Below are 23812 nucleotides of genomic sequence, written 5' to 3'. Positions count from 1 at the left end.
CAAAGTCAGACAAAGGGGACGGTTCCTTTTGTCTGAGGGTTTTTACTCTTTTCTACATACTGATCTAAAATAGAAATTCAGCCTCAGCAGTTTTAAGTTCGCACCATAATAAATCTTTTACTCAAAATAGCAGCTAAATAAATTATTATAACCAGTATACTAACTTTTTCTAATACTCCGAAATATGAAGCGAAAAATACCAATATTATGACAGACATGCTGCCAAATATATTCACCCATGTATCTTTTATGACTTCATATATACTATTCTTTTCTTTCGGTATATCAAAGGCTAGGTTGTACATACATATTTCTATTTCTATAATGCTTCGCAACACCTTAGAAAATTTTTCACCTTTCAAAGATTTTTTATACTTATAGAAGTAAATTTGCTTTAAAACATTTGTGAACATTACAGTTGTAAAAATTACATAAGTTCCAATCTCACCGCCTCTTCCTTTAGCATGAACATAAAATAATATCCCAACTATAAACCACACAAATGTCCTAACTTTTGACCTGCCAATCATTTTATATATAATCCCATCGTCTAGAGGAACTTTGCGCCAACTACTAAAAAACATTTTTCGCTTTTCTACAAAATTGATTATTAGAGGAGGAATTTTATCTCTATCAGACAATTTGTAAATATAAAGTACCACTTGATATAAAGATTCGAGTAGAATTAAAATGGCATTAAACCATACCGCCAACATAATAATAATCTCCTCATAGATATTCTCCTTTAGTAATAATATTCAACTGTAGTCCCGTATTCCCTTCCAATCTCTAATGTTTGGACTTTTATAGGTTTTGTATAAGTTCCATCAGAATAATCTACCAATGTCACATAAATTACATAAACATTCTCATAATTGCTCCAGGCTTTCCACATCCACGCTCCCGTATAAGTATCTTGTAAATAGTTATTATTAAACCATGATATTAATGTGTTTGTAAAGCGATCTATAACAAAGCTCGTAGGGAATCCTAATTTATATTGATAAGCCAAAGAAGCTACAATAAAATCAACTGATAATTTAGCTACATATCTTGCCAATTCATTATTGTTGTGCCTATAAATTATGTCCGAAAGTAAAATATCTCCACCAATGTCAGCATGATAATTAGGTAAATAAATAAAATCCATACTAGAACAGACAACAGGAACGGTTCCTCTTGTCCGATTTATTTTTTAGAAATTTTCAATTAACACTATAGAAATATCCAAAATCATCAGTTACATACAATCCCCAACTTAACATATATATTTTTGTAACAGTTTATTTCGCATTTGAGATAAAAATAAAAAATAAAGTAAATACTCAGTAAATTAATGGTAAGTAATTATTACAAGTATTACTGATTAAACTTTATTACAAACTCAACGGGTTTATTTTTATAAGTGACATTTTCCATTCGTTTATAATCTCTACCATAAAGTTGAGTATTTATGTCCATTATTTTCCATTCATTTCCCTCATTTATAAAGGTATATTTCCGTAAATAATAATCGTAATAAAAATGTCCTTTATAAGTTGTTACTACTTTCCCCTTTGAAAAAATGTATTTGTTTTTGCCATCATCATAAACTTTTGAAATCTGTACCTCTATTTCTGTTTTAACAGGCTTAAGAGTATTTCTAATTTCTTTTAATTGTTCTTCTGTAAGTAAGGCTAAATTTTTCCTTTTTACCATGTTTATAGCATCAGGGAAAAGCTCGAGTTTCGGCCTATAAGTTATTATTAGCTCTGCCTCATTAAATTCATCTGCAAATTTTGCAACTTCTTTTACCTTTTCGATATAAGTATCTGTACTCAGATAAAAGTTTGCATATTTATTACTCAGTTCCTCTATTGCTTTTACTTCTCTTAACAATTCTTCACTGCTATTGTCAAATATCCCACATCCAGCAAAAAATGAAGAAAACATCAATAACAGCAAAAAAACTATAATAATATTTCTCCCCATTAAACTTCACTTCTTTATTGATATTCCCATAATTAATTGCAAATGTGAAACTGCCAATAATTATTATTACAAATCTTATCTATTACCCCTGTATTTCTTCCAATTTATATATGTATTTATACTCAAAACAATAATTAATATAACTAACAAAATGTTAGTTATATTAAGAAGACTTACTATATCTCCTATACGGTGATGCGTGAAAAAAACTTCAGAAGATACATTCCCAACTTCTGCACGAATGCCATTTAAAGCATTAGAAATTTGATCTAAAATTTGAGAATAATCTCCCATGTTATTACCCCCACATGTTAAATGTAACGTCAAACTAAGACCTTAAATTCGCATCTCTATAGTCTCCAAAGTATTGAAATAAGAATTTTTCCAGAAAAAGGAGGTGCCTCCCTTAATGCCATAAGTAGTAGTTGTATCAAAAACAAATACCATTCTCTAGAATAAGATGAGAAAAAAGAAAAATTGTTTTATTTGTCCAATTTCTAATACACACTATAAACATAGGTAAGTGAAATATTTTTCCTTAAATAATACACATTATTATTAACATAACTAACAGTAAATCCAATTGATTTTAGATATTCGATAGAAAAGGAACCAGTTACAGTCGCATTCGTTGTTACTACAATAGTAGCTGTACCAGTTGTTTCTATTGCTGTTGTAGGAAAACTACCTGTTCTAGAAATAGTAATAGCATATTTATCTCTTAATTCCCAGGGGCCACTACTTGCTTCCACCCAATAAGTATAATTTACCTTATCAATTTGTCTAAAAGACCCATAAGTATAAATTGTCAAAACTGTGTACAATCTTGAAACAGCAGCTCCATCTGTTCTTTCTTTGTATATCGTGTGAGTAGTATAAATGCCAGAATTTTGTGGGAACACAAAATTTTTTGCTTCAACATCAGTAATAACAGGTTCAACTTTTTCTCCATATGCCTCTAAAAGCTCACCTGTACTTTTATCCCTGATTTCAACTCTCACAGAATTACCTTTTTCTATCCTTTCTAATTTTACTTTAGAAAGGTCAAACGGCACTGTCACATAAATATCTTTTAGTTTTATTTTATTGGAAACATGTAAAGGATAATCCTTGCTTGTTATATTATCAGTCGCTCCAAATACAACTGTTGTTGAAAATATTAATATCAAAGTAAGTAATACTGTCACTATCCTTTTCATTTAATCTCATCCTCCTACCTTAAAATCTTGGTCGTAAGCAAAAAGCATTTCTCAAATTCCTTCCCTCTCTTAACACTTTCAACTCCTTTCCTAATAATTCTAAGGACTACCGATAGTTCCTTCTATATCCATGGTATCTTATTTCCAGCATCTTGTCAATTGACCAAAAGTATAAATTTCCACTAAAATAGCCCTTACTTTTGTACTTTAGTATAAAAACTGGATTTTCCTCCTTTAAAATTTGTACTAAAATACAATCTAACATTTTTTGTCCCTTATTTAGTGATGTAAAAACAATAAAAACTTATATTAAATCTAACTTTGTTGCCTTGTATATACAATCCTTTACATTTTTTGTTCCTAATAGTTTGAAAATTTTCCTTTTATGATACTTTATATTGCTTAGTGACATATTAATTGTTTTTGCAATTTCTTTATCTGTTTTCCCTTCTGCCGTAAGCTTGAGTATCTTTGTATCTATTTCGTCAAATTTTTTCTTTATTCTTTCCATCTCAAATTCCTGGTAATTTCTTTCTATATATCTTGCTAGTAAAAATACTACTGCGACTAAATTATCATTAAACTCATTTTCAGAAGATATGTCTACTATCCCTATCAAATTTCCTTCTTTATCAAAAATAGGCCCAGCAGTACAATTTAACCTTTTTAAATCTTCAATATAGTGCTGTTCTTTTCTCACAACCGCTATATTCTTCTCTCTTATCGCCAGTGATACTGCATTTGTACCTGCAATTTCTTCTTTTAATACCATACCCTTTTTTAAGTAAAAATCGATATCGGCATGGGGTAAGTTTAATTCCAGTATTACACCTTCTTTATCAGTTAACAAAAATATAAAGTTTCTAAAATCATTAATATCTTTCAAATCTTTAATGCTTTTGCGAAAAGCTTTAATTAATGAATACCTTTTGCTATCTTCAACAATTTTTACATTATTCAACGCTACTAACTTTTTATCCGGTGTTAAGCCCCTTTTTAAACATCTCCCCCACGACTGTTCAAATAGACCCTTATGTGTATCAAATCTTATGACCTCCCCCATATTATCCCTCCTATTTTACTACTTCTACATATTAATATAAATCCCTCCTTTGTTTACCAAAATTTTATATTTTGTAACATTGTTGTAATATTTCAATCTTCTAATGTGTTGTATTAAAAAGAGCAGGATTTCTCCTGCTCATGTTTTTATATATTTCTACTTGTCTGTATCCGTTGTCTAAAAAATGTTACAGCAAGCTTCCAAATCTTTTTATAAATCTCATTTTAACGGATTGTGCCAAAGTCAAGTATGCAAGAAGCGTAGCTGCCAAGAACAAGAAGTATATTCCCGGTAGAGGCATCATTCCAAGTTTCGCACCAAAAGAAGTAAATGGCACAATTGTTCCTACTGTAACAGCTGCCGAGGTAAAAAGTAATAGCGGCCATGAAGCAATGCTTTGTATAAACGGAATCTTTTCGGTCCTAAGCATGTGAACTACCATTGTTTGTGTCCATAAGCTTTCCACAAACCAGCCTGTTTGGAAGAGCGAAACAAAATTCTGTTTAAGCACTTCAGGCAACAGGAAGTAAGAGCCACCTATAACTATTGGACCAATCAAGAAAAACATCAAAGCATAAGTTGTAATATCAAAAATTGAACTTGTAGGTCCAAACCATACCATGAAATTGCCTATATTTGCGGCATCCCATTTTCTTGGCTTTTGTATATATTCTTTATCCACTGTATCCCAAGGCACTGATGTCATTGATAAATCATAAATCAAGTTAAGGAAGAGTAGTTGCAATGGATGCATTGGCAAAAAAGGTAAAAATGCACTTGCTACTAAAACTGAAAATACATTACCAAAATTAGAGCTCGATGTAATTGCAATGTATTTCATAATATTTCCAAAAATTCTGCGACCTTCTACAACTCCTTCTTCTAATACCGTAAGACTTTTTTCTAAAAGTATTATATCTGCTGATTCTTTTGCAATATCTACTGCAGAGTCAACAGAAATTCCAACATCGGCTTCTCTTAGTGCAGACGCATCATTAATTCCATCCCCCATATATCCAACAATGTGGCCTTTATTTTGTAAAGCCTTTATTATTCTTGATTTTTGCATAGGAGAAAGTTTTGCAAAAATTGTCGTCTTTTCTGCTACTTCTGCTAATTCTTCATCTGTCATATTCTCTATTTTATTCCCTAATAGAATATTCTCTACAGCAATCCCCACTTCTTTACAGATTTTCTTTGTCACTATTTCATTGTCACCAGTAAGAATTTTTACATCTACACCATGCTCTTTAAGTGCTTTTATCGCATAAGGTGCAGATTCTTTTGGCGGGTCGAGAAAACCTATATAACCCATGAGAACCATCTTACTTTCATCTGCTACACTGAAAACTCCCTCTGGTGGAACATCATTTTTTTGAGCTACGGCCAGCACCCTCATTCCGTCTTCATTTAATTTTCTTACCATTTCTCTTACTTCTTGACGTATTTCATCTGTCAAAGGAACTACTTCACCTTTGTACTCAGCGTATTCACAGATGGAAAGCACCTCTTCAACGGCGCCTTTCGTTACAAGCTGCCTTTTTCCACCTTCGCTCTCTAAAACTACAGACATTCTGCGTCTTACAAAATCAAAGGGTATCTCATCAACTTTTTTATATATTTTCTCCAAGCCATTAAAACCCTTTTCAGCTCCATACTCTAAAATGGCTACATCCATCAAGTTTCTTAAGCCCGTTTGATAAAAACTGTTCAGGTATGCATGTCTTAAAACTCTGTCATCTTCATGCCCATGTATGTCAAGATGTTTTTCTACAACTATTTTGTTTAATGTCAAAGTGCCAGTTTTGTCAGTACAAAGTACATCCATCGCCCCAAAATTTTGTATAGCATCTAATCTTTTGACGATTGTTTTGTGTTTTGCCATTGTCACAGCACCTTTAGCAAGGTTGGTAGTGACTATCATTGGAAGCATTTCGGGAGTAAGTCCAACAGCTACAGCCAAGGCAAAAAGCAATGCATCCAACCAATTACCCTTGGTAAGGCCATTTATCACAAAAACAATTGGAAACATAACTGCCATAAACTTGATAAGCACTTTACTTACATTATTAATACCTTTTTCAAAACTTGTCATTGCCCTATGCCCTACAAGGGACTTTGCCATTGAACCAAAATAAGTACGGTCACCTGTTGAAAGAACTACAGCAATTGCAGAACCACTTACCACATTAGTACCCATAAAGCATATATTTTCTAAATCTGAGAGGTTTAAATCCTTAGCTTTTCTTTTTTCTTCTTTTAAATTTGGATATTTCTCCACGGGTTCGGATTCTCCCGTTAAAGTTGCTTGGTTTATAAATATGTCTTTAGAAGTAATAACCCTAACATCCGCAGGTACCATATCTCCTGCTGCCAAATGTATTATATCACCAGGTACTATTTCTTCCATTTTTATTTCTCTCTCACCTGTATCCTTGCGAATAACTGCAGCAGTCGTGTGAACAAGAGCTTTCAATTTTTCCGCTTCAATATTGGAGCGGTACTCTTGAACAAAACGAAGTAGTCCACTAACCGTTACCATTATAGAAATAATAATTATAGTGCTCCAATCTCTGTCTTGAGGTACAGTAAAAAGTACATCAGTTATATATGACACAATTGCCAAAAATACCAATATACCTATGAAGGGATTTATAAAAGCTTTAATCAATTGAATATACCATGGATCCGCTTTTTCATGAGCTACCTCATTTAACCCGTAAATTTCAAGCCTATCTTCTGCTTCCTCAGAAGTCAATCCCTCTCTATCCGTACCTAATTGCGCCAAAACTTCATCAACATCTTTTCTGGCAAACTCAATTAATTGGGTAAGTATCGTATCTGTGAAGCCATTTTTCTTTGCGATTTTGATCATTCCCATACACCTCCAAAACACAATAATAGACTAAGGCTGCCGTGTCTACTGCAACCTTCCAGTTACAGTATTTGTTTTTTTGTAAAAAACTTTCGCATTTAGACGATGGAATTAAATGGAGTTAGTCTGAGAATTGTTTTGGAGGTATATGTAATAGGACATCAAAAGAAGGGATAAATGGGCAATCCTACGAAGAGCAAAATTTATAGAAAAGCCACCTGTGAGAAGAATGGACGTGGCCTCAAACTTTGCCCATCCTTCTTTAATGTCACATTACATATACCTTTGTAGCTTTTACTACTACCTCCACCGTCCATTCTTCTCACCTCCGTTTTTTAGCAAATTAAAAAACCTCTCAACGAATGAAAGAGGTTTTTAGACATTTCAATTCGTTGAGCTTTGGCACTATACAGCTTTGGAGCATCCTCCAGCTGCATTAAGTAAAACCTTAATTCGGTAATACTTGTTGACCCGTTAGCATCTCTCGATGTTTCCGGGCAGCAGCGTGTATCTGTATAGGAGCCTCACCTAACGATTGTATTAACTTGTGTCCTTCTACATTATATTCTTCTATTTACAATTTGTCAATCTATTTTGAAAAATTTTTTACAAAAACAACTTTGTACCTATAAAATGGGTTAGATAAGAAAAAGTAATACCTATCGTTGAGCCCATTAATACATCTGAAGGATAATGCAGTCCCATATATATCCTCGAAAGTCCCACAAGTACCGCCAGTGAAATAAAGAATACTGCAAGGCTTGGAAAAAATATTGAAAAAGTCATAGCAAGTGAAAAACTGGCAGTAGCATGACCAGAAGGAAAAGAATAATCCTTTAAAAGATGTTTAAAAGTGTTTGTATTAGCTAATACCATATAAGGCCTTGGTCTTGTATATTTTCTTTTTAAAAGTTGAACAAACAAATGGCTGCTTACAAGTGCAGTTAAAGCTTCTACAGCAGAGGCTTTTACATCGTTTTTTCCAAAAAAAATTAAAAACAAGCAAGAAAATATTGTAAAAAAAGGACCGCCTATATGAGTTATTTTGGGCATTATTTTGTCCAATATATTACATTTTATCCTTTCGTTTATATAGAAAAAAATGTTTTTGTCTTTGTCAAGAAGCACTCTTTTTATTTGCATCAGCAAAATCCCCTCCCTACAATCTCATTTCACTAATGCTTTTATCGAAATTTTCAGCACAATTTCACACACTCTATCAGCAGAATTTTTATAAATCAATTATTCCCTTCTTTCTTTCATATCCTCAAGTTTGTCAGGTATCAATGTTAATTCTGCGTTAAATTTTTTCTTACATAATATTATACCATATATTATACCATTATTTCAGCTATCCACTGCAAAAAATAAAAAGGGGAAATACCCCTTTAAGCAATTGCTTTCTTTTTAATTTCTTCAATAGCATTTCTAACTTGAGGAATTAGTGAAACCGCAAAACATATTGCCACTTCTACACCTATTATGCTTCCATTGACTAAAAGTGAATAAACTATAGGGCTCATTCCTTCTGGTGCATAGCTTGCAAAAAAGAACACTCCCGATAAAAAGTGAGAGAAAAATCGTCCAAATCCACCGACTAAAATTCCCAAACTTAGGTTTTTTCTAAAAAAGCCAGCAAGTCCTAAAGCACCGAAGGCCAAAGGATAGTCGAGAAGTACTTGCACCCATTGGACAATAAATGGGTCTTGAATAAGTTGTAAAAATCCATACGCCATTCCTACAATCACACCAGGACCTGGTCCATAATAATAGGCAAAGATAAAAAGCGGCAACATGCTGGCAGGTGTAATAGAACCACCTTGAGGCCAGTGATAAAATCTTATATAAGACAGCACGAAAGAAATAGCGATTGAAAGTGCTCCGTAGACAAGCATTTTTGTGTCAAATTTGACACTTTTTCGCATCAGATATAAAAGAAAAGCTGCCAATAAAATTGCTAATATAACCGATAAAGTCACTGGTTTTATTTGAGCAAAATCAGAAAAAATACTTAAAAGGTAGGACATAAACAAAAACACCTCCATTTTTCAAGGAGGCTATGTTCGCTGAAAAAAATACCGCGAAATGCGGTATTTTTGAGCCGCATTCCCTACGGAGGCATTACCCTCATCAGGTTCCAAGGGTTTGGCATCAATGCCATCTCAGCCGTTAAGGCTCCCCCAGCGGACATAACCTCTATTTTATTTTCTCTTTTACTTTATCACTTTTTGTTTCATATGTCAATAATAATTATTAAATGCTATCAACTTGCCATCTCTTCCTCTTTTTCAAACTGGCTGTTATAGAGGCTTGCATAAAAACCGCCTTTTTTAAGAAGCTCTTCGTGGGTACCCTGCTCTACAATATCTCCATGGTTCATGACAAGTATCAAGTCAGCATCCCGTATTGTAGAAAGCCTATGAGCGATTATAAAGCTTGTGCGTCCTTTCATAAGGTAATCCATCGCTTTTTGTATTTGTATTTCTGTAAGGGTATCTACAGAGCTTGTAGCCTCATCGAGTATGAGAATTTTTGGATCTTTCAAAATAGCTCTTGCTATAGTTAGTAACTGCTTTTGCCCTTGAGAAATATTTGTGGTCTCTTCATTTAATACCATGTTATAGCCCCCTGGCAATGTCCTTACAAAATGATCCACATAAGCTGCCTTAGCAGCTTTTATAACTTCCTCCTCAGTAGCGTCAAGACGGCCATATCTTATATTGTCCATAATAGTACCATTGTAAAGCCATGTATCTTGAAGTACCATGCCAAAAAGTGAACGCAAATCTTCCCTCGTAAAATCTCTTATATCATGCCCGTCAATCAAAATAGCTCCTTCATTCACATCGTAAAAGCGCATTAAAAGTTTCACTATAGTAGTCTTTCCTGCCCCAGTAGGACCGACAATTGCAACTTTTTGTCCTGCCTTAATAGAAGCAGAAAAGTTATTTATCACCATTTTATCAGGTCTATATCCAAAACGAACATTTCTAAACTCCACATTCCCTTTTATATCTTCAATTTTTACAGGCTGTGGATTATCTGGAACTTCCTCTTCTTCCTCCAAAAACTCAAATACTCTTTCTGCACAGGCAGCAGTTTGTTGCAGTATATTGGAAATATTTGCAATCTGAGCAATAGGCTGTGTAAAAGATCGGATGTACTGTATAAACGCCTGAATATCCCCCACTTCTATTGCATTTTTTATGACCAACCAACTACCCAAAACTGTAACCGCCACATAACCCAAGTTTCCTATTACATTCATAAGTGGCATCATAATACCTGTCAAAAACTGTGACTTCCAAGCTGCTCCGTACAAAGTGTTATTTAATACATCAAACTTTTCAATGCTCTTTTTCTCTCCATTAAAAGCCTTTACTATATTATGGCCTCCATATACTTCCTCCACATGACCATTTACATGCCCTAAATAATCCTGCTGCTCTCTAAAATACATTTGTGAATGTTTGACAATAAAGGCAATTACCAAAGAAGACAAAGGAATTATCAAAAGCGCCACTAAAGTCATAAGCCAGTTTATGGTAAACATCATAATCAAAACGCCTACTACTGTCGTCACAGAAGTGATTATCTGAGTCAAGCTTTGATTGAGAGTCTGAGTAATTGTATCCACGTCATTTGTAATACGTGACAATATTTCCCCTTGATTTGTGCTTTCAAAATATTTCAAAGGCAGGCGGTTAATTTTTTCAGAAATTTCTTTTCTAAATCTATAGGTAACTTTCATCGCAACCCCAGACATTATCCATCCTTGCAGGTATCCGAATAAAGCACTTAAACCATATAAGCCTATGAGAATTAGAATTATCTTCTCTACATATTCAAAATCTATTCCACTGCCTTTTCCAGTTATCTTATCCATTACGCCTTCAAAAATTTTCGTTATCGCTTTACTGAGTATTTTAGGACCCGCAATGGAGAAGGAAGCACTAAGTGCTGCTAATACAAATACACTTATAATAGAAGCTTTATAAACAGATAAATATTTTATCAATTTTTTCATTGTACCCTTAAAATCTCGCGCTTTTTCTCCACCGCGAACCATGCCATGGGGGCCGCCTCCCATTCCTGGCCCGCGAAGTCTGGGCATCTGTTTGGGGTCTATTCTTCTATTTTCACTCATGCCAATTCCTCCTCCGATAGCTGTGATAAAGCTATTTCTCTGTAAGTTTGACAGTTTTTAAGTAATTCTTTGTGTTTCCCTATGCCCACAATTTTCCCTTCTTCAAGTACTATTATTTGATCTGCATGTAAAAGAGTTGACACCCTTTGCGACACCATTATAACAGTGCTTGATTTTAGCCTTTCTCTTAAGGCTTTCCTTAAAGCTGACTCTGTTTTGAAGTCAAGAGCTGAAAAACTTTCATCAAAAATGTATATTTCAGGCTTTTTAACAAGAGCACGAGCAATGGAAAGCCTCTGCTTTTGCCCTCCTGAAACGTTTGTTCCTCCTTGTGCAATCTCTGAATCAAATTTTTTGGTCTTTTCATTTATAAATTCCATTGCTTGTGCAATTTCTGCAGCTTCTCTTATTTCCTCATCAGTAGCTTGGTCATTTCCGTATTTTAAATTTGATTTAATGGTTCCACTGAAAAGCCAACTTTTTTGGGGCACATATCCTATTCTGCGGCGCAGGTCTTCCTGTTTTACTTCTCTCACATCTACACCGTCCACTAAAACTTGTCCTCCCGTGGCATCATAAAATCTCAGGATTAAATTGACTAAGGTGCTCTTTCCAGAACCTGTTTTTCCTATTATGCCTACTGTCTGCCCAGGTAAAACCTTGAAGTTTATGTCCTTTAAAGCGTACTCTTCAGCACCAGGATATTTAAAAGATACATTCTTAAATTCTATGCTTCCAGCCATATCTTCATTAAATTGTTTTGGATTTTGTGGGTCTTTTATAGAAGGTTCTGTAGCCAAAACCTCAGCAATACGCTCTGCCGATACTGATGCTCTTGGTATCATTATAAACAGCATTGAGAACATCAAAAATGCAAAGATAATCTGTATAGCGTATTGCATAAATGCCATCATGTCTCCAACTTGCATGCTGGAATTTTGGATTTGGTGAGCTCCTACCCATACTATCAAAAGAGTAATTCCATTCATCACAAGCATCATAGATGGAAATATAAATGCCATAGCACGATTTACAAAAAGCCCTACTTTTGTAATATCTTGATTAGCTTTGTCAAAGCGCTCTTCTTCAAATTTTTGATTATTAAAAGCTCTTACCACCATTATTCCTGACAAATTTTCACGAGTAACTAAGTTTAATCTATCAATCAATTTTTGCATTAGCATAAACTTGGGCATCGCAATGGAGTACAATGCTGATATTATACCTAAAAGTACTATTACTGCTAAAGCTATAATCCAAGACATTGAAACACTTTTGCTAAGTGCTCTAAATACACCACCTATACCCATTATAGGCGCATAAAACACCATTCTTATCATAATTACAAGAAGCATTTGTATTTGTGTAATATCATTTGTAGTTCTTGTTATCAAAGAAGCCGTAGAAAATTTGTCAAATTCAGCATTAGAGAAGCTCTCTACTCTTGCAAATAAATCTCTTCTCAAATCTCTCGCTACTCCAGCTGCCACTTTTGATGCAAAAAATGCTACCATAATAGTGCTTAATGCACTCAGTCCAGTTATCAATAGCATTATAAGGCCAGTATGAAGAATGTAATCAGTTTGAATTTTGTCTGTATTTATGCCAATTGCCTTGTATTCTTCTTTTACAGCCATTGTTGCAGCTTGTATAACCATATTGTCACCTAAAGAAGCAAACTTTTTGTTCATTTCATCTCTTATTTGAATAAGTTGCTCTTCTGGCAGTTGAGACATCATAGCAAAGAGGTCTACATTTGCCGGTATTTTCTTTCCATTAAATTCTATACTTCCGTTTTTTGCACTGGCTTTAGCTTTTTCCACACCTGTAACAGCTAAAAAGGCTTTCCCCATAGGTAAATTTATTTTGTCAATTTCTGATTTATCTACGCTTTTAAGGACATATACAGGCTCTTTTGAAAGAATAGGATATTTTTTTACATATTTATCATAATCAGGACTGGATTTGTCTACTAATGTATAATCTTTTAAAATCTCTTCCTTTTCTTCAGGTGTAACAAATAGCAAAAGTTTATCCATTTCGCTTTTCCTTATAGCCTCAGGAACTGCATTTACTATGCCACCTTGCTGTATTCCATTGTTAACTATCTTGGACATATAGTCAGGCAATGACAAATCACTCATTGCTTGAACAAATATAAAGAACACTGCTAAAAAAATCAACAGAATATAGGGTTTTAAATATTTCGCCAGTTTTACCATACCAACACCTTCTCCTCCTAAAAATTTGCCTCGATTTCTTTTGTGAGAACTACTTCTTTTTAAATTTCTACTTCCTCAACTTATTTACTTAATTTTGTTATACTTCCTCACTATAAATCATGTTGTTTTTCCAATATTTTTTTCAGTGCTTCTAATCCTTCAATTATTTTATTAAGGTCTTGTGGGCTTGCTCTACTTATTAATTTTTCAAACTTCTCTTCAGCTTCTTTGAAATGTTTTTGAAAAGTATCTTTAAACTTAGGAGTCACACTGACATAAACAACTCTTCTATCTTCAGTGCTTCTCGTCCTCTCTACCAAGCCTTGCTTTTCTAATCTGTCAATAATGCCAGAAACTGTACTATTGGAAAGCCCTAATTTTTGACTTAGGTCACTCACCTTCATTTCACCGTAATGAGCTAAAATGCCCATAAGCATTCCTTGAGGACCCGTAATATCAAAATCTTTACACTCATATTTCATAGAATGCTTTATAATATCCATTATTTGTTTTAAAAGCTTAAGTATCTTTAATCCATTGTTTATCTCTTCCATCTTCACCACCGCAAATTATTTCGTATTAAAATATTTTGTATGCAAATATTTTGGACGCAAAATATATTTTACTCTTCTCATAATATCATGTCAAGATTTCTTAAAGCTTTTCAAAAAAATAAAATAAAAAAACCGCTCAAATTTTTACGGCGGTTTTAGGATACAGCTACTATTTTATATAAATTAATCTCCCTTCTTTCTTGTCTAAGTCTATATATATTAAATACAGCAACAGAACCAAATAAAAAAGCCATAACTATATTGTCCTTATTTTTAAAAAACTCCTTTAAAATTTTTAAATAATCCATCCTCATCACCTTACTTTCCATGAAACATAAATTTTTAATGAACCTCTACTCCTTCATGTCTTAATAAAAATTTTTTTATTTCAATTCCCCCGCCAAAGCCTGTCAAATCTTCACTGCTTCCAATGACTCTGTGGCAAGGGATAATAATGGGAATAGGATTCTTATTAAGAGCCTGCCCTACTGCTCTTGCCGCCTTTGGCTTTCCAATTAATCTCGCAATCTCTCCATATGTCTTAACTTCACCATAAGGAATTTTTAAAATCTCCTTCCACACGGCCTTCTGAAACTCTGTACCTTGCAAATCCAACCGCACGTCAAAATTTTTTAATTTCTTTTGAAAATATAGGTCAAGCTGCCTAATACACTCTTCAATATAAAAATCGCTGCCTTCTTTAAAACCTTCTAATGAAGATTTCTCATTTTCAAAGTCAATGCGGCATATACCTTTTCCTGATGAAAAAATAGTGAGAACACCAACAGGAGAGATAAATTTTTTATATAGCACAGTCTCATCTCCTTGAATCTATAAAAACTGGTAAATTAATTATAACACAATATGAAAAGAAAAAATATTGTAAAATTTTTTGAGTAATCGTTTCAGGCTATTTTAACTCTATTGACAAGATTCAATCGTTGTTGTACTATCAAAGTGTAAAGAGATTGTTAAATGAATAACAATTGAAATATTGCACAAAATATCGTTGATGCCTAAAATTTGTGTAATATACCCTGAAATTTTTTAGAATCATCTGACAATCTCTTTATTTAAATAAAATATTTTGTTAAATTATTAACACATGGAGGTGTTCTTATGCCTACCTTATTACAAGAAAAAAAGGAAACAAAAGAAAAAACAGAAGTAAAAGAAACAACAGATGTTAAAAAGCAGATAGACCTATTAGTAGAAAGAGCGAAAAGAGCACAAGAAAAATTCATGTCATACACCCAAGAGCAAATTAATGAAATAGTCAAAGCCATGGCACTAGCAGGCATAGAAAAGCATGTAGAACTGGCAAAATTAGCTCATGAAGAGACGAAAATGGGGGTTTATGAAGACAAAATAACCAAAAACCTTTTTGCAGTAGAATATGTGTACAATTATATAAAAGACAAAAAAACTGTCGGCATCCTCAAAGAAAACTTAGAAGAAAATTATATGGAAGTGGCAGAACCTGTAGGAGTTATAGCCGGCGTAACACCTGTCACAAACCCGACTTCTACAACAATGTTCAAATGCCTCATTGCTATCAAAACAAGAAATCCAATAATTTTCAGCTTCCACCCAAAAGCATTAAAATGTAGTATAGAAGCAGCAAAGACGATGTACGAGGCAGCATTAAAGGCTGGTGCACCAGAAGGATGTATAGGATGGATTGAGACACCCTCAATTGAAGCAACACAACTTCTCATGACACATCCCGATATATCTCTTATCCTAGCAACAGGCGGCGCCGGAATGGTAAAAGCTGCTTACAGCTCAGGAAAACCCGCCCTTGGCGTAGGTCCTGGCAATGTCCCCTGCTATATTGAAAAAACTGCAAATATTAAAAGAGCAGTTTCAGATTTAATACTTAGTAAAACTTTTGACAATGGTACAGTATGTGCCTCAGAGCAAGCTGTAATAATAGATGAAGAAATAGCCGATGAAGTAAAAAAATTAATGAGAGAATATGGTTGCTATTTCTTAAATAAAGAAGAAACTAAAAAGTTAGAAGAATTCGCTATAGACAAAAACACCGGTTTAATGAATCCAGCAGTTGTAGGTCAACCGGCAACAAAAATTGCTGAAATGGCTGGATTTAAAGTACCTGAAAACACAAAAATACTTGTAGCTGAATATCCTGCTGTAGGACCAGAATATCCTCTCTCCAGAGAAAAGCTAAGTCCAATACTTGCTTTATACACAGTCAAAGATTACAACGAAGGCATAAAAAGATGTGAAGAAATGACAGAATTCGGCGGACTTGGTCACTCTGCAGTAATACATTCTGAAAACCAACAAATTATTAATGAATTTGCAAAAAGAGTACGAGCAGGAAGAATTCTTGTAAACGCCCCTGCTTCTCAAGGAGCTATTGGAGATATTTATAACACGGCTATCCCATCTTTGACTTTGGGTTGCGGTACAATGGGTAGAAATTCAACAACAGATAATGTAAGTGTTTATAACCTTATAAACATAAAACGAGTTTTTATAAGAAAAGAGAGAATGAAATGGTTCAGAGTTCCACCACAAATTTATTTTGAAAGAGGGTCATTACAATATCTGTCACAAGTAAAAGGCAAAAAAGCCTTTATTGTAACAGACCCTGTGATGGTTAAATTAGGTTTTGTAGATAAAGTAACGTATCAATTAGATAAGGCAAATATTAAATATGAAATATTCTCTGAAGTTGAACCAGATCCTTCAGTTGACACTGTAGAAAAAGGGGTAAAAATAATGAGAGGGTTTGAGCCTGACTTACTAATAGCTGTAGGTGGTGGTTCTGCAATAGATGCAGCGAAGGGAATGTGGCTTTTCTACGAATACCCTGATACAAAATTCGAAGACTTAAGGTTAAAATTTATGGACATAAGAAAAAGAACTTATAGATTTCCTGAACTGGGGAAAAAAGCTTTATTTATCGCAATACCAACCACCAGCGGTACAGGTTCTGAAGTTACTGCCTTTGCAGTTATAACAGACAAAAAGAAAAATATAAAGTACCCTCTCACAGATTACGAATTAACACCAGATATCGCTATAATAGACCCTGACCTCACAATGACAATACCACCCTCTGTCACAGCAGACACTGGTATGGACGCTTTAACCCATGCTATTGAAGCCTATGTATCTGTAATGGCATCAGACTATACAGACGCTCTCGCAGAAAAAGCTATAAAATTGATATTTGAATATCTACCTAAAGCATACAAAAACGGGCAAGATAAAGTCGCCCGCGAAAAGATGCACAATGCTTCATGCATAGCTGGAATGGCCTTCACAAATGCATTTTTAGGAATAAACCATAGTATGGCTCATATACTTGGTGCTAAATTCCATCTTCCACACGGAAGAGCAAATGCAATACTTCTGCCCTATGTCATAGAATACAATGCTGAGTTACCTAAAAAATTTGCTTCATTCCCACAATATGAATATCCCAAAGCAGCCGAGAAATATGCAGAAATTGCAAAATTCTTGGGACTTCCTGCATCAACCATTGAAGAAGGAGTAAAAAGCCTCATTGAAGCAATAAAAAATCTTATGAAAGAGCTTAATCTTCCTTTGACACTTAAAGAAGCAGGCATAAATAAAGAAGAATTCGAAAAACAAATAATGGAAATGTCTGATATAGCCTTTAATGACCAGTGCACCGGTTCAAACCCAAGAATGCCATTGGTATCCGAAATTGCAGAAATATATAGAAAAGCCTATGGAGAATAAGGGTAAATTTTTAGTTTACCCTTATTCTATTTCCAAAACAGAAGTGAATTTTTCTATAAAAGATACTCCTGAAGTTGTCGGCAGAAAAGTAGAGGTTACCATAACTTCATTTACAGGAACAAATTCATATTTATCTTCCTTTTTCTCTCCATACCCATGAAAATTATGTATTATATAAGGAATGCCTTTTTCTTTTCCAATGTAAATCATAGCATGCCCTGGCATATAGACTAATGCTCCTGGCTTTACACTGTCGAACACTTTTATTCTTTCTTCATTTGACATTCCCTCAATAAATTTATAGGATTTGTCCGCTACTGCTTCTTGCTCATTAGCATTCCTAGGAAGCCTTATGCCAAAAGTCTTAAAAATATACATTATATAACTAGAACAATCTCTACCTCCTAAACTATCACCCCAACCGTATCTATCACCTATAAGTTTGAAAGCCTGCTTCAAAATGTTTTCTCTTGTATAGGGAAGATATCCAACATTTACATCTTCTTTCTTTGAAATTAGAGCATATCTAAACTCAAGATTCCTTTCTTCATTTCTAATAGGCAGTTTTATAAGATAATGTCCAATAACTGATTGATTGCCAACTTGATGTAAAACATTTCCTTCTTCTAGATATATTTTCGTCCCCATTGTAAATTCCAATTTAGAAACATTTTTGTCAAAGGGATTGCTTTGAGTCTTTATATAGTTTCCTGTGACTACTAAAAAACTTAGTGAATTTATATAGTCAAATAACTCTTTTTTGTCTTTCGCAATTGCAATATCTTCTGCTTTAATCCATCCTCTGTAATTATACATCTGTATAAATAACCATTTTCTGTCTTTACTCTCGTGTAAAATAACTACAGGCTCTAAAGCTTGACATCCCGTCTCTTGAAACCTATCAAATTCTATATCTCCTTGTTTGTCAAAAACAGCTTCTTTCGTAGGAAAACTTCTTATAGAAGTATTTCTAATCGCTATACCATACCTTACTGGATTTACATCCTTAATTCCCTCCAAATTCGTATTTTTTATTACATCGTCATAAAAGTCTTCTTCTATGAGGTTGCCATACTTATCGTACATAGGCTTTTTAGGCATCTCATAACTTTTAATTAACTTAATAAGCTCATCTTTTTTTAAACTTTTTTTGTATGTCTCAAGGTCATATACTGTAACTACCTCATTTATTATCTTTCTGTTAAAGTTTTCAATCTCTTGTTGTGTCATAATAACTTTGTCGGTATTGTCTATTTTCCTAATCCAATATTCTGGACTTAACATATCTTCAAAAACCTCAAACATGCAAACTCTCCCCTCATAAACAATAAAAGCAGGCAAAAATTTATAGAAAAAATTTTAAAAAAATGAAACTAAAAGCGAAGTTTTTCGTCTATACTATAGAGATATGTTTTTAAAAGGGGCGGTATACTAAATGGAAAAAAATTTTATTTAGTCATCATTTTAATACTAAGTCTGATATGTCTTCTTCTTGGGATAACAATATTTTTAACTGCTTTTCATCATGGTATTACATAAAAAGGAGAAGGAACGAAATGTAAAACTCCTTCTCCTTTTTCGTTATGCTCTTTCAAAATAATCTGCAACCTCTTTAAGATAATCAATTATTGTAAGATGTTGTGGACATACGCTCTCACAGGTACCACATTCAATACAGGAACTCGCTTTTGCATCCCCCAAGTTTTCATAATCCCTGCGGTTAGCTTCATAAGTATTATACATATGTGCTTCATTGTAAAGTCCAAAGTTTCTCGGTATATTTACGCCATTTGGACAAGGCATACAATAATTGCAACCTGTACATGCAATTGGGGAAAGCTCTTTGTATTTGTTTCTAACTTTATTAACAATCTCAAGTTCTTCTTTTGTTAAGGTATTTATTCCTGACCTTTTTGCGCTTTCAATATTTTCTTTTAGCTGCTCAAACGTGCTCATGCCACTTAACACAACCGAAACCTCTGGCTGATTCCATAACCATTGAAGTGCCCACTCTGCAGGGGTACGCTTAACCTTTGCAGTATCCCAAATATCTTGCACTGCTTTTGGAGGGTTGGCAAGTCTGCCTCCCCTTATAGGCTCCATTATCACAACTCCTAAACCTTTTGAAGCAGCGTATTTTAGTCCCTTTTCTCCTGCTTGTACGTCTATGTCCATATAGTTGTACTGTATTTGACAGAAATCCCATTTGTCATAATAATCTACAATCTCTTGGAATACGGGATACTCATCGTGAAAAGAAAATCCTATGTGTCTTATTTTTCCTTCTTGTTTTTTCTTTTCAGCCCAGCTTAAAGCATCCACCCTTTTCATGTTCTCCCATTTGCTTTTATCTAAAGCATGTAAAAGATAAAAATCTATGTAGTCCGTCTGAAGTTTTTTAAGCTGCTCATTTAAATATTTGTCCATGTCTTCTTTTTCATTAATTAGCCATGTAGGAAGTTTCGTCGCAAGAAAAGTTTTTTCCCTGTAGCCGTCTTTTAAAGCTTTACCTGCAACTATTTCGCTGTTGCCTCCATGATACGGCCATGCTGTATCAATATAATTCACGCCATTGTCAATGGCGTATCTTATCATCCTTATCGCTTCCGCTTCATCTATTTTGCTGTTATCATTATCAATTGCAGGAAGTCTCATTAAACCAAATCCTAATGCAGATATTGCTATATTTAGTTTGCCAAATTGTCTGTATTGCATATCATCCTCTCCCCTTTGTAAAATATTTTAATTTATATTATATCATATATTTATTCCCTTTCTTTTCTGTATTTGTCCATTATCTCTGAGAAAATCTCTGCATTTGTAGGAGGAGTATAGGATATAGCATTAGCGCCCGCTTCTATCGTCTTTAAAATAGTTTCCTCAGTGGGACCTCCTGTTGCAATAATAGGTATGTCAGGACAAATATCTTTTACACGTTTTACTAAATCAGGGGTCTTTTGTGCACCAGATATGTTAAGTATTGTAGCGCCAGCTTCTACTCTCCCTTTTATGTCCTCTTTCTCCGACACTATAGTTACAACAATAGGTATATCTATTGTCGCTCTCATTTTTTTGATTATATCATTGGCAGTAGGAGCATTTACAACAACGCCCATTGCTCCAGAAAATTCCGCGTCAAGAGCCAAGTTAACAACTCTCTTTCCTTGTGTAAGTCCTCCACCCACACCGCAAAATACCGGTATATCCGCTGCCATCATAAGAGCGTGAGTGATAACTGGCTGAGGAGTAAACGGATATACTGCTAAAACAGCATGAGCATTAGTATTTCTAATCAAAGCAATATCTGTTGTAAAAACAAGGGATTTTATTAATTTACCATAGACCTTTATTCCCGAAGCTTTTTGATGAATAACTTCAGGAACTAAAACCATCTTTTGCCTTAAAGGTGAAGTTATCTCGGGAACAAAATTATCAGCCATTTTATCACCATCTTTTCCTTTTATTTTATAAAAATATTATACCAATAATTGTTTATAAATCAATACCTTTAAGAATTAATCCCATATTTTTCAAAGATCCACTTCTTACCGTATGAAGGCATACAAATACAAAGCAAGAAAGCGCTGTTAAAATCATTTTATTATTTCTTTACTTTTTAGTGCTCAAAAACTATTTTTAGTTTAAAAATAATATTAAATTTTAAATTATATTGTGTTTTTGCCACTTTTTTTGAAGGTTTATTAAATTTTTATGAAAAATTTCACAAAATATGTACTAAAAGCACCTTGTACCGCATAAAATTAAAACAGAGATTTAAAAATTAATAATTTTTGTGCTCATCTTTTAATAGATTTTAAAAATTCATGTGCAAAATTAAAAAAATCCACAAAGGATTTACATTTTTAGTGGATGTATTGCTAACATATATTAAATATGCTATAATAACAATGATAATCTACAAAAACAATTATAAATAAAATTGTAAGGGGGATTAAAAAAGAGGCATCAGAATAAGTGCATACCGATTATATCAAAATTTCTGAAAGCTAATACGACAATTATATATTTCCAAGTTTCTGAAGGGTGGACATTTAGGAAAATACACGCCCTAATTCTTGACAAAGAATCTTGTAAGATATATGATATACCATATATAACGTATGTGTTACAAACAAATTTTCTGTATCTTCTATTAGATAGCAAATTTTCAAGTATTGTAAAAATGTACAGTATTAATTAATTTGTTTTTTCATGGACTGAAAGGGGGGATTGTCGGGGGGGATATTATACGGAAAAAAGTTAATATAAACTTTAAAACTATTTGGGAGGGGATAAAATGTTAAGGAAAAGTTTAGCCCTTGTCCTCATACTGCTGCTGGTAGCAGGAGTCTTCGCCGGATGTAGCAAGCAACCTACTAATCAGGCTGAGGGCGTACAGCAGCAGGAGCAGCTCAAAGAAAAAGAATTAGTTTTTGCGATTGGGGCAGAAGTTCCGAACCTTGACCCACAGAAAGCGACCGACACTTATGCTATTATGGTTGGAAATGCTGTTTTTGAAGGGCTTGTAAGAGTATACGACGGTAAAGTTTATCCCGGAATGGCTGAAAAATGGGAAGTATCTGAAGATAAGATGACTTATACTTTCCATTTGAGAGATGCAAAGTGGAGCGACGGTTCACCTGTAACAGCTTATGATTTTGAATATGCGATAAAAAGGCTCCTCGCCCCAGAAACTGCATCGGAATATGCTTTTCAGGGCTACTATATTGTAAACGGTGAAGAATACAATACGGGCAAGATAACTGATCCTAACCAGGTTGGCGTAAAAGCCCTCGACGAGAAGACGCTGGAAATCAAACTTAACGTGCCGGTTAAGTATTTTGAAAGTCTTTTGAACTTCATCTCCTTTATGCCTGTCAAGCAAGAGTTTGTAGAGAAAATGGGAGAGAAGTTCGCGGCAGACGCTGACAAACTCCTTTACAATGGTCCGTTTATCTTGAAAGAGTGGAAGCACGAACAGGAACTCATTTTAGAAAAGAACCCCGACTACTGGAACAAAGATGCCATAAAGCTTGATAGGGTAAGAATACCCATTGTAAGTGAAGCCAATACAGCATGGCAAATGTACGAAAACGGAGAACTTGATTTTGTAGCAATTCCGCCAGACTTTGTAGAACAGGTAAAGAACGAAGGCAAAGCCCTCTTCTACTATGATGGTGCAGAATTCTACCTACAGTTCAACGTAAAAAGGTCCGACAAACCCTGGCTTGCCAACGAAAACTTCAGGAAAGCTGTCGGATTTGCGATCGATAGAGAAGACTATATAAAAAGTGTGCTGGGAGGCGTATCCGATCCTGCGACAAGATATGTACTGCCGCTTCTTTCCGGTGTAGAAAAGAAATTCGTGGAAGAATACCCGTATGAATTCTATTCTAGGAAGGCCGACCCTGCAAAAGCAAAGGAATACCTTGACAAAGCTTTAAAAGAGCTCAACATCAGTGATCCATCAAAGATCAAATTTGAATTATTAACCGATGATAGCTCCAGGGCTAAGATGAGTGCAGAAATTATTCAGGATATGCTCAGAAAGAACCTGGGTATTGAGATGACCATAAAACAGGTTCCTTTCAAACAGCGGCTCGAACTTATGAACAAGATGGACTACGATGTCGTATTTGCTGGCTGGGGTCCAGACTATGACGACCCGATGACTTATATAGACCTGTGGGTCACTGGCGGCGGGCACAACAATACCGGCTGGAGCAACAAACAGTATGACGAACTCGTAAAATTTGCAAAGACAACTACAGACTTCAAGAAGCGCGCTGATGCCATGTTTGAAGCAGAAAAACTGCTCCTTGAGGAAGGGCCAATCGTACCTGTCTACTTCAGGCAGAGAGCCTGGGCAAAGAAAGATTATGTAACAGGCCTTGTCAGGAACTTTATCGGTGCAGATCCAGACTTTATCTATGCTAATGTTGAAGGGAAAAACTAATTTGGCTTATTAGCTGGTTCATGAGGGAGGTATATGTAAAAGCATATACCTCCATTTATGCTAATTTGAAAACAATAAAGTATTATT

At 34.4% G+C, this 23812-nt stretch carries 19 protein-coding genes and 2 riboswitches; of the genes, 2 read left to right on the top strand and 17 right to left on the bottom strand.

The features are described 5' to 3' along the window. Positions 1-92: 92 nt before the first annotated feature. From TETH514_RS03255 to TETH514_RS03195, 14 genes are all read right to left on the bottom strand, one after another. Positions 93-716, bottom strand: coding sequence for a hypothetical protein (locus TETH514_RS03255; RefSeq protein WP_003868118.1), 624 nt, complete (start codon positions 714-716; stop codon positions 93-95). A gap of 29 nt (positions 717-745) precedes the next feature. Further along, complete coding sequence (locus TETH514_RS03250; RefSeq protein WP_003868815.1) at positions 746-1150, bottom strand: hypothetical protein; 405 nt, start codon at positions 1148-1150, stop codon at positions 746-748. Positions 1151-1359: 209 nt separating this feature from the next. Beyond that, positions 1360-1971, bottom strand: coding sequence for a hypothetical protein (locus TETH514_RS03245; protein ID WP_003868814.1), 612 nt, complete (start codon positions 1969-1971; stop codon positions 1360-1362). Between the two features lie 75 nt (positions 1972-2046). Next, positions 2047-2265: a hypothetical protein gene (locus TETH514_RS03240; RefSeq protein ID WP_003868813.1), complete on the bottom strand. Its 219-nt coding sequence runs from the start codon at positions 2263-2265 to the stop codon at positions 2047-2049. Positions 2266-2468: 203 nt separating this feature from the next. Beyond that, on the bottom strand, positions 2469-3170 hold the full coding sequence (locus TETH514_RS03235) for a hypothetical protein (RefSeq protein ID WP_003868812.1): 702 nt from the start codon (positions 3168-3170) through the stop codon (positions 2469-2471). Positions 3171-3474: 304 nt separating this feature from the next. Next, positions 3475-4233, bottom strand: a complete 759-nt coding sequence (locus TETH514_RS03230) for a LuxR C-terminal-related transcriptional regulator (protein WP_003868811.1) — start codon at positions 4231-4233, stop codon at positions 3475-3477. A 187-nt stretch (positions 4234-4420) separates the two neighbouring features. Further along, the gene (mgtA, locus tag TETH514_RS03225; RefSeq protein ID WP_009052153.1) at positions 4421-7108 is read right to left on the bottom strand and encodes a magnesium-translocating P-type ATPase; all 2688 of its coding nucleotides are present in this window, start codon (positions 7106-7108) and stop codon (positions 4421-4423) included. Positions 7109-7488: 380 nt separating this feature from the next. Further along, positions 7489-7651: riboswitch (M-box (ykoK) riboswitch) on the bottom strand. A 63-nt stretch (positions 7652-7714) separates the two neighbouring features. Next, on the bottom strand, positions 7715-8251 hold the full coding sequence (locus TETH514_RS03220; RefSeq protein ID WP_009052152.1) for a phosphatase PAP2 family protein: 537 nt from the start codon (positions 8249-8251) through the stop codon (positions 7715-7717). 245 nt (positions 8252-8496) lie between these two features. Further along, positions 8497-9135 carry an energy-coupled thiamine transporter ThiT gene (gene thiT, locus TETH514_RS03215; protein ID WP_003868682.1) on the bottom strand — a complete coding sequence of 213 codons (639 nt, stop codon included), beginning with the start codon at positions 9133-9135 and terminating at the stop codon, positions 8497-8499. A gap of 62 nt (positions 9136-9197) precedes the next feature. Further along, a riboswitch (TPP riboswitch) is annotated at positions 9198-9300 on the bottom strand. 71 nt (positions 9301-9371) lie between these two features. Next, positions 9372-11255, bottom strand: coding sequence for an ABC transporter ATP-binding protein (locus TETH514_RS03210; RefSeq protein WP_003868681.1), 1884 nt, complete (start codon positions 11253-11255; stop codon positions 9372-9374). Beyond that, positions 11252-13477, bottom strand: coding sequence for an ABC transporter ATP-binding protein (locus tag TETH514_RS03205; RefSeq protein WP_009052151.1), 2226 nt, complete (start codon positions 13475-13477; stop codon positions 11252-11254). The genes TETH514_RS03210 and TETH514_RS03205 overlap by 4 nt, the downstream gene beginning before the upstream one ends. A 110-nt stretch (positions 13478-13587) precedes the next feature. Then, positions 13588-14031 carry a MarR family winged helix-turn-helix transcriptional regulator gene (locus tag TETH514_RS03200; RefSeq protein WP_009052150.1) on the bottom strand — a complete coding sequence of 148 codons (444 nt, stop codon included), beginning with the start codon at positions 14029-14031 and terminating at the stop codon, positions 13588-13590. Positions 14032-14186: 155 nt separating this feature from the next. Beyond that, positions 14187-14339: a hypothetical protein gene (locus TETH514_RS12685; RefSeq protein WP_012268614.1), complete on the bottom strand. Its 153-nt coding sequence runs from the start codon at positions 14337-14339 to the stop codon at positions 14187-14189. A gap of 34 nt (positions 14340-14373) precedes the next feature. Beyond that, positions 14374-14844: a methylated-DNA--[protein]-cysteine S-methyltransferase gene (locus TETH514_RS03195; RefSeq protein WP_003868677.1), complete on the bottom strand. Its 471-nt coding sequence runs from the start codon at positions 14842-14844 to the stop codon at positions 14374-14376. A 306-nt stretch (positions 14845-15150) separates the two neighbouring features. Here TETH514_RS03195 and adhE point away from each other — a divergent pair, with 306 nt between their 5' ends. Beyond that, positions 15151-17769, top strand: coding sequence for a bifunctional acetaldehyde-CoA/alcohol dehydrogenase (gene adhE, locus TETH514_RS03190; RefSeq protein ID WP_009052148.1), 2619 nt, complete (start codon positions 15151-15153; stop codon positions 17767-17769). 21 nt (positions 17770-17790) lie between these two features. On the opposite strand, the gene TETH514_RS03185 is transcribed toward adhE, so the two are convergent. The 3 genes from TETH514_RS03185 to TETH514_RS03175 all read right to left on the bottom strand — a co-directional run bounded on the left by TETH514_RS03185 (position 17791) and on the right by TETH514_RS03175 (position 21209). Next, entirely contained in the window at positions 17791-19074 is a 1284-nt protein-coding gene (locus TETH514_RS03185) for an SH3 domain-containing protein (RefSeq protein WP_009052147.1), read from the bottom strand. A 276-nt stretch (positions 19075-19350) separates the two neighbouring features. Continuing rightward, entirely contained in the window at positions 19351-20484 is a 1134-nt protein-coding gene (locus TETH514_RS03180) for an aldo/keto reductase (RefSeq protein ID WP_003868673.1), read from the bottom strand. Positions 20485-20534: 50 nt separating this feature from the next. Then, positions 20535-21209 (bottom strand): hydrolase, encoded by a 675-nt coding sequence (locus tag TETH514_RS03175; protein ID WP_003868672.1) that lies wholly within the window; start codon positions 21207-21209, stop codon positions 20535-20537. A gap of 857 nt (positions 21210-22066) precedes the next feature. On the opposite strand from TETH514_RS03175, the gene TETH514_RS03170 reads away from it, so the two are divergent. Next, on the top strand, positions 22067-23725 hold the full coding sequence (locus tag TETH514_RS03170) for a peptide ABC transporter substrate-binding protein (protein WP_009052146.1): 1659 nt from the start codon (positions 22067-22069) through the stop codon (positions 23723-23725). Positions 23726-23812: the final 87 nt, after the last annotated feature.

The sequence above is a fragment of the Thermoanaerobacter sp. X514 genome, from assembly GCF_000019065.1.
Taxonomy (GTDB): Bacteria; Bacillota; Thermoanaerobacteria; order Thermoanaerobacterales; family Thermoanaerobacteraceae; genus Thermoanaerobacter; species Thermoanaerobacter pseudethanolicus.
Note: the sequence above shows the minus strand (reverse complement) of the source record. Positions and strands in the feature narration are given on the sequence as shown.

Excerpts from the sequence above, each read along its gene's own strand:
- TETH514_RS03255 (WP_003868118.1), bottom strand. The coding sequence starts at position 716 with ATGTTGGCGGTATGGTTTAATGCCATTTTAATTCTACTCGAATCTTTA.
- TETH514_RS03250 (WP_003868815.1), bottom strand. The coding sequence starts at position 1,150 with ATGGATTTTATTTATTTACCTAATTATCATGCTGACATTGGTGGAGAT.
- TETH514_RS03245 (WP_003868814.1), bottom strand. The coding sequence starts at position 1,971 with ATGGGGAGAAATATTATTATAGTTTTTTTGCTGTTATTGATGTTTTCT.
- TETH514_RS03240 (WP_003868813.1), bottom strand. The coding sequence starts at position 2,265 with ATGGGAGATTATTCTCAAATTTTAGATCAAATTTCTAATGCTTTAAAT.
- TETH514_RS03235 (WP_003868812.1), bottom strand. The coding sequence starts at position 3,170 with ATGAAAAGGATAGTGACAGTATTACTTACTTTGATATTAATATTTTCA.
- TETH514_RS03230 (WP_003868811.1), bottom strand. The coding sequence starts at position 4,233 with ATGGGGGAGGTCATAAGATTTGATACACATAAGGGTCTATTTGAACAG.
- mgtA (WP_009052153.1), bottom strand. The coding sequence starts at position 7,108 with ATGATCAAAATCGCAAAGAAAAATGGCTTCACAGATACGATACTTACC.
- TETH514_RS03220 (WP_009052152.1), bottom strand. The coding sequence starts at position 8,251 with ATGCAAATAAAAAGAGTGCTTCTTGACAAAGACAAAAACATTTTTTTC.
- thiT (WP_003868682.1), bottom strand. The coding sequence starts at position 9,135 with ATGTCCTACCTTTTAAGTATTTTTTCTGATTTTGCTCAAATAAAACCA.
- TETH514_RS03210 (WP_003868681.1), bottom strand. The coding sequence starts at position 11,255 with ATGAGTGAAAATAGAAGAATAGACCCCAAACAGATGCCCAGACTTCGC.
- TETH514_RS03205 (WP_009052151.1), bottom strand. The coding sequence starts at position 13,477 with ATGGTAAAACTGGCGAAATATTTAAAACCCTATATTCTGTTGATTTTT.
- TETH514_RS03200 (WP_009052150.1), bottom strand. The coding sequence starts at position 14,031 with ATGGAAGAGATAAACAATGGATTAAAGATACTTAAGCTTTTAAAACAA.
- TETH514_RS12685 (WP_012268614.1), bottom strand. The coding sequence starts at position 14,339 with ATGGATTATTTAAAAATTTTAAAGGAGTTTTTTAAAAATAAGGACAAT.
- adhE (WP_009052148.1), top strand. The coding sequence starts at position 15,151 with ATGCCTACCTTATTACAAGAAAAAAAGGAAACAAAAGAAAAAACAGAA.
- TETH514_RS03185 (WP_009052147.1), bottom strand. The coding sequence starts at position 19,074 with ATGTTTGAGGTTTTTGAAGATATGTTAAGTCCAGAATATTGGATTAGG.
- TETH514_RS03180 (WP_003868673.1), bottom strand. The coding sequence starts at position 20,484 with ATGCAATACAGACAATTTGGCAAACTAAATATAGCAATATCTGCATTA.
- TETH514_RS03175 (WP_003868672.1), bottom strand. The coding sequence starts at position 21,209 with ATGGCTGATAATTTTGTTCCCGAGATAACTTCACCTTTAAGGCAAAAG.
- TETH514_RS03170 (WP_009052146.1), top strand. The coding sequence starts at position 22,067 with ATGTTAAGGAAAAGTTTAGCCCTTGTCCTCATACTGCTGCTGGTAGCA.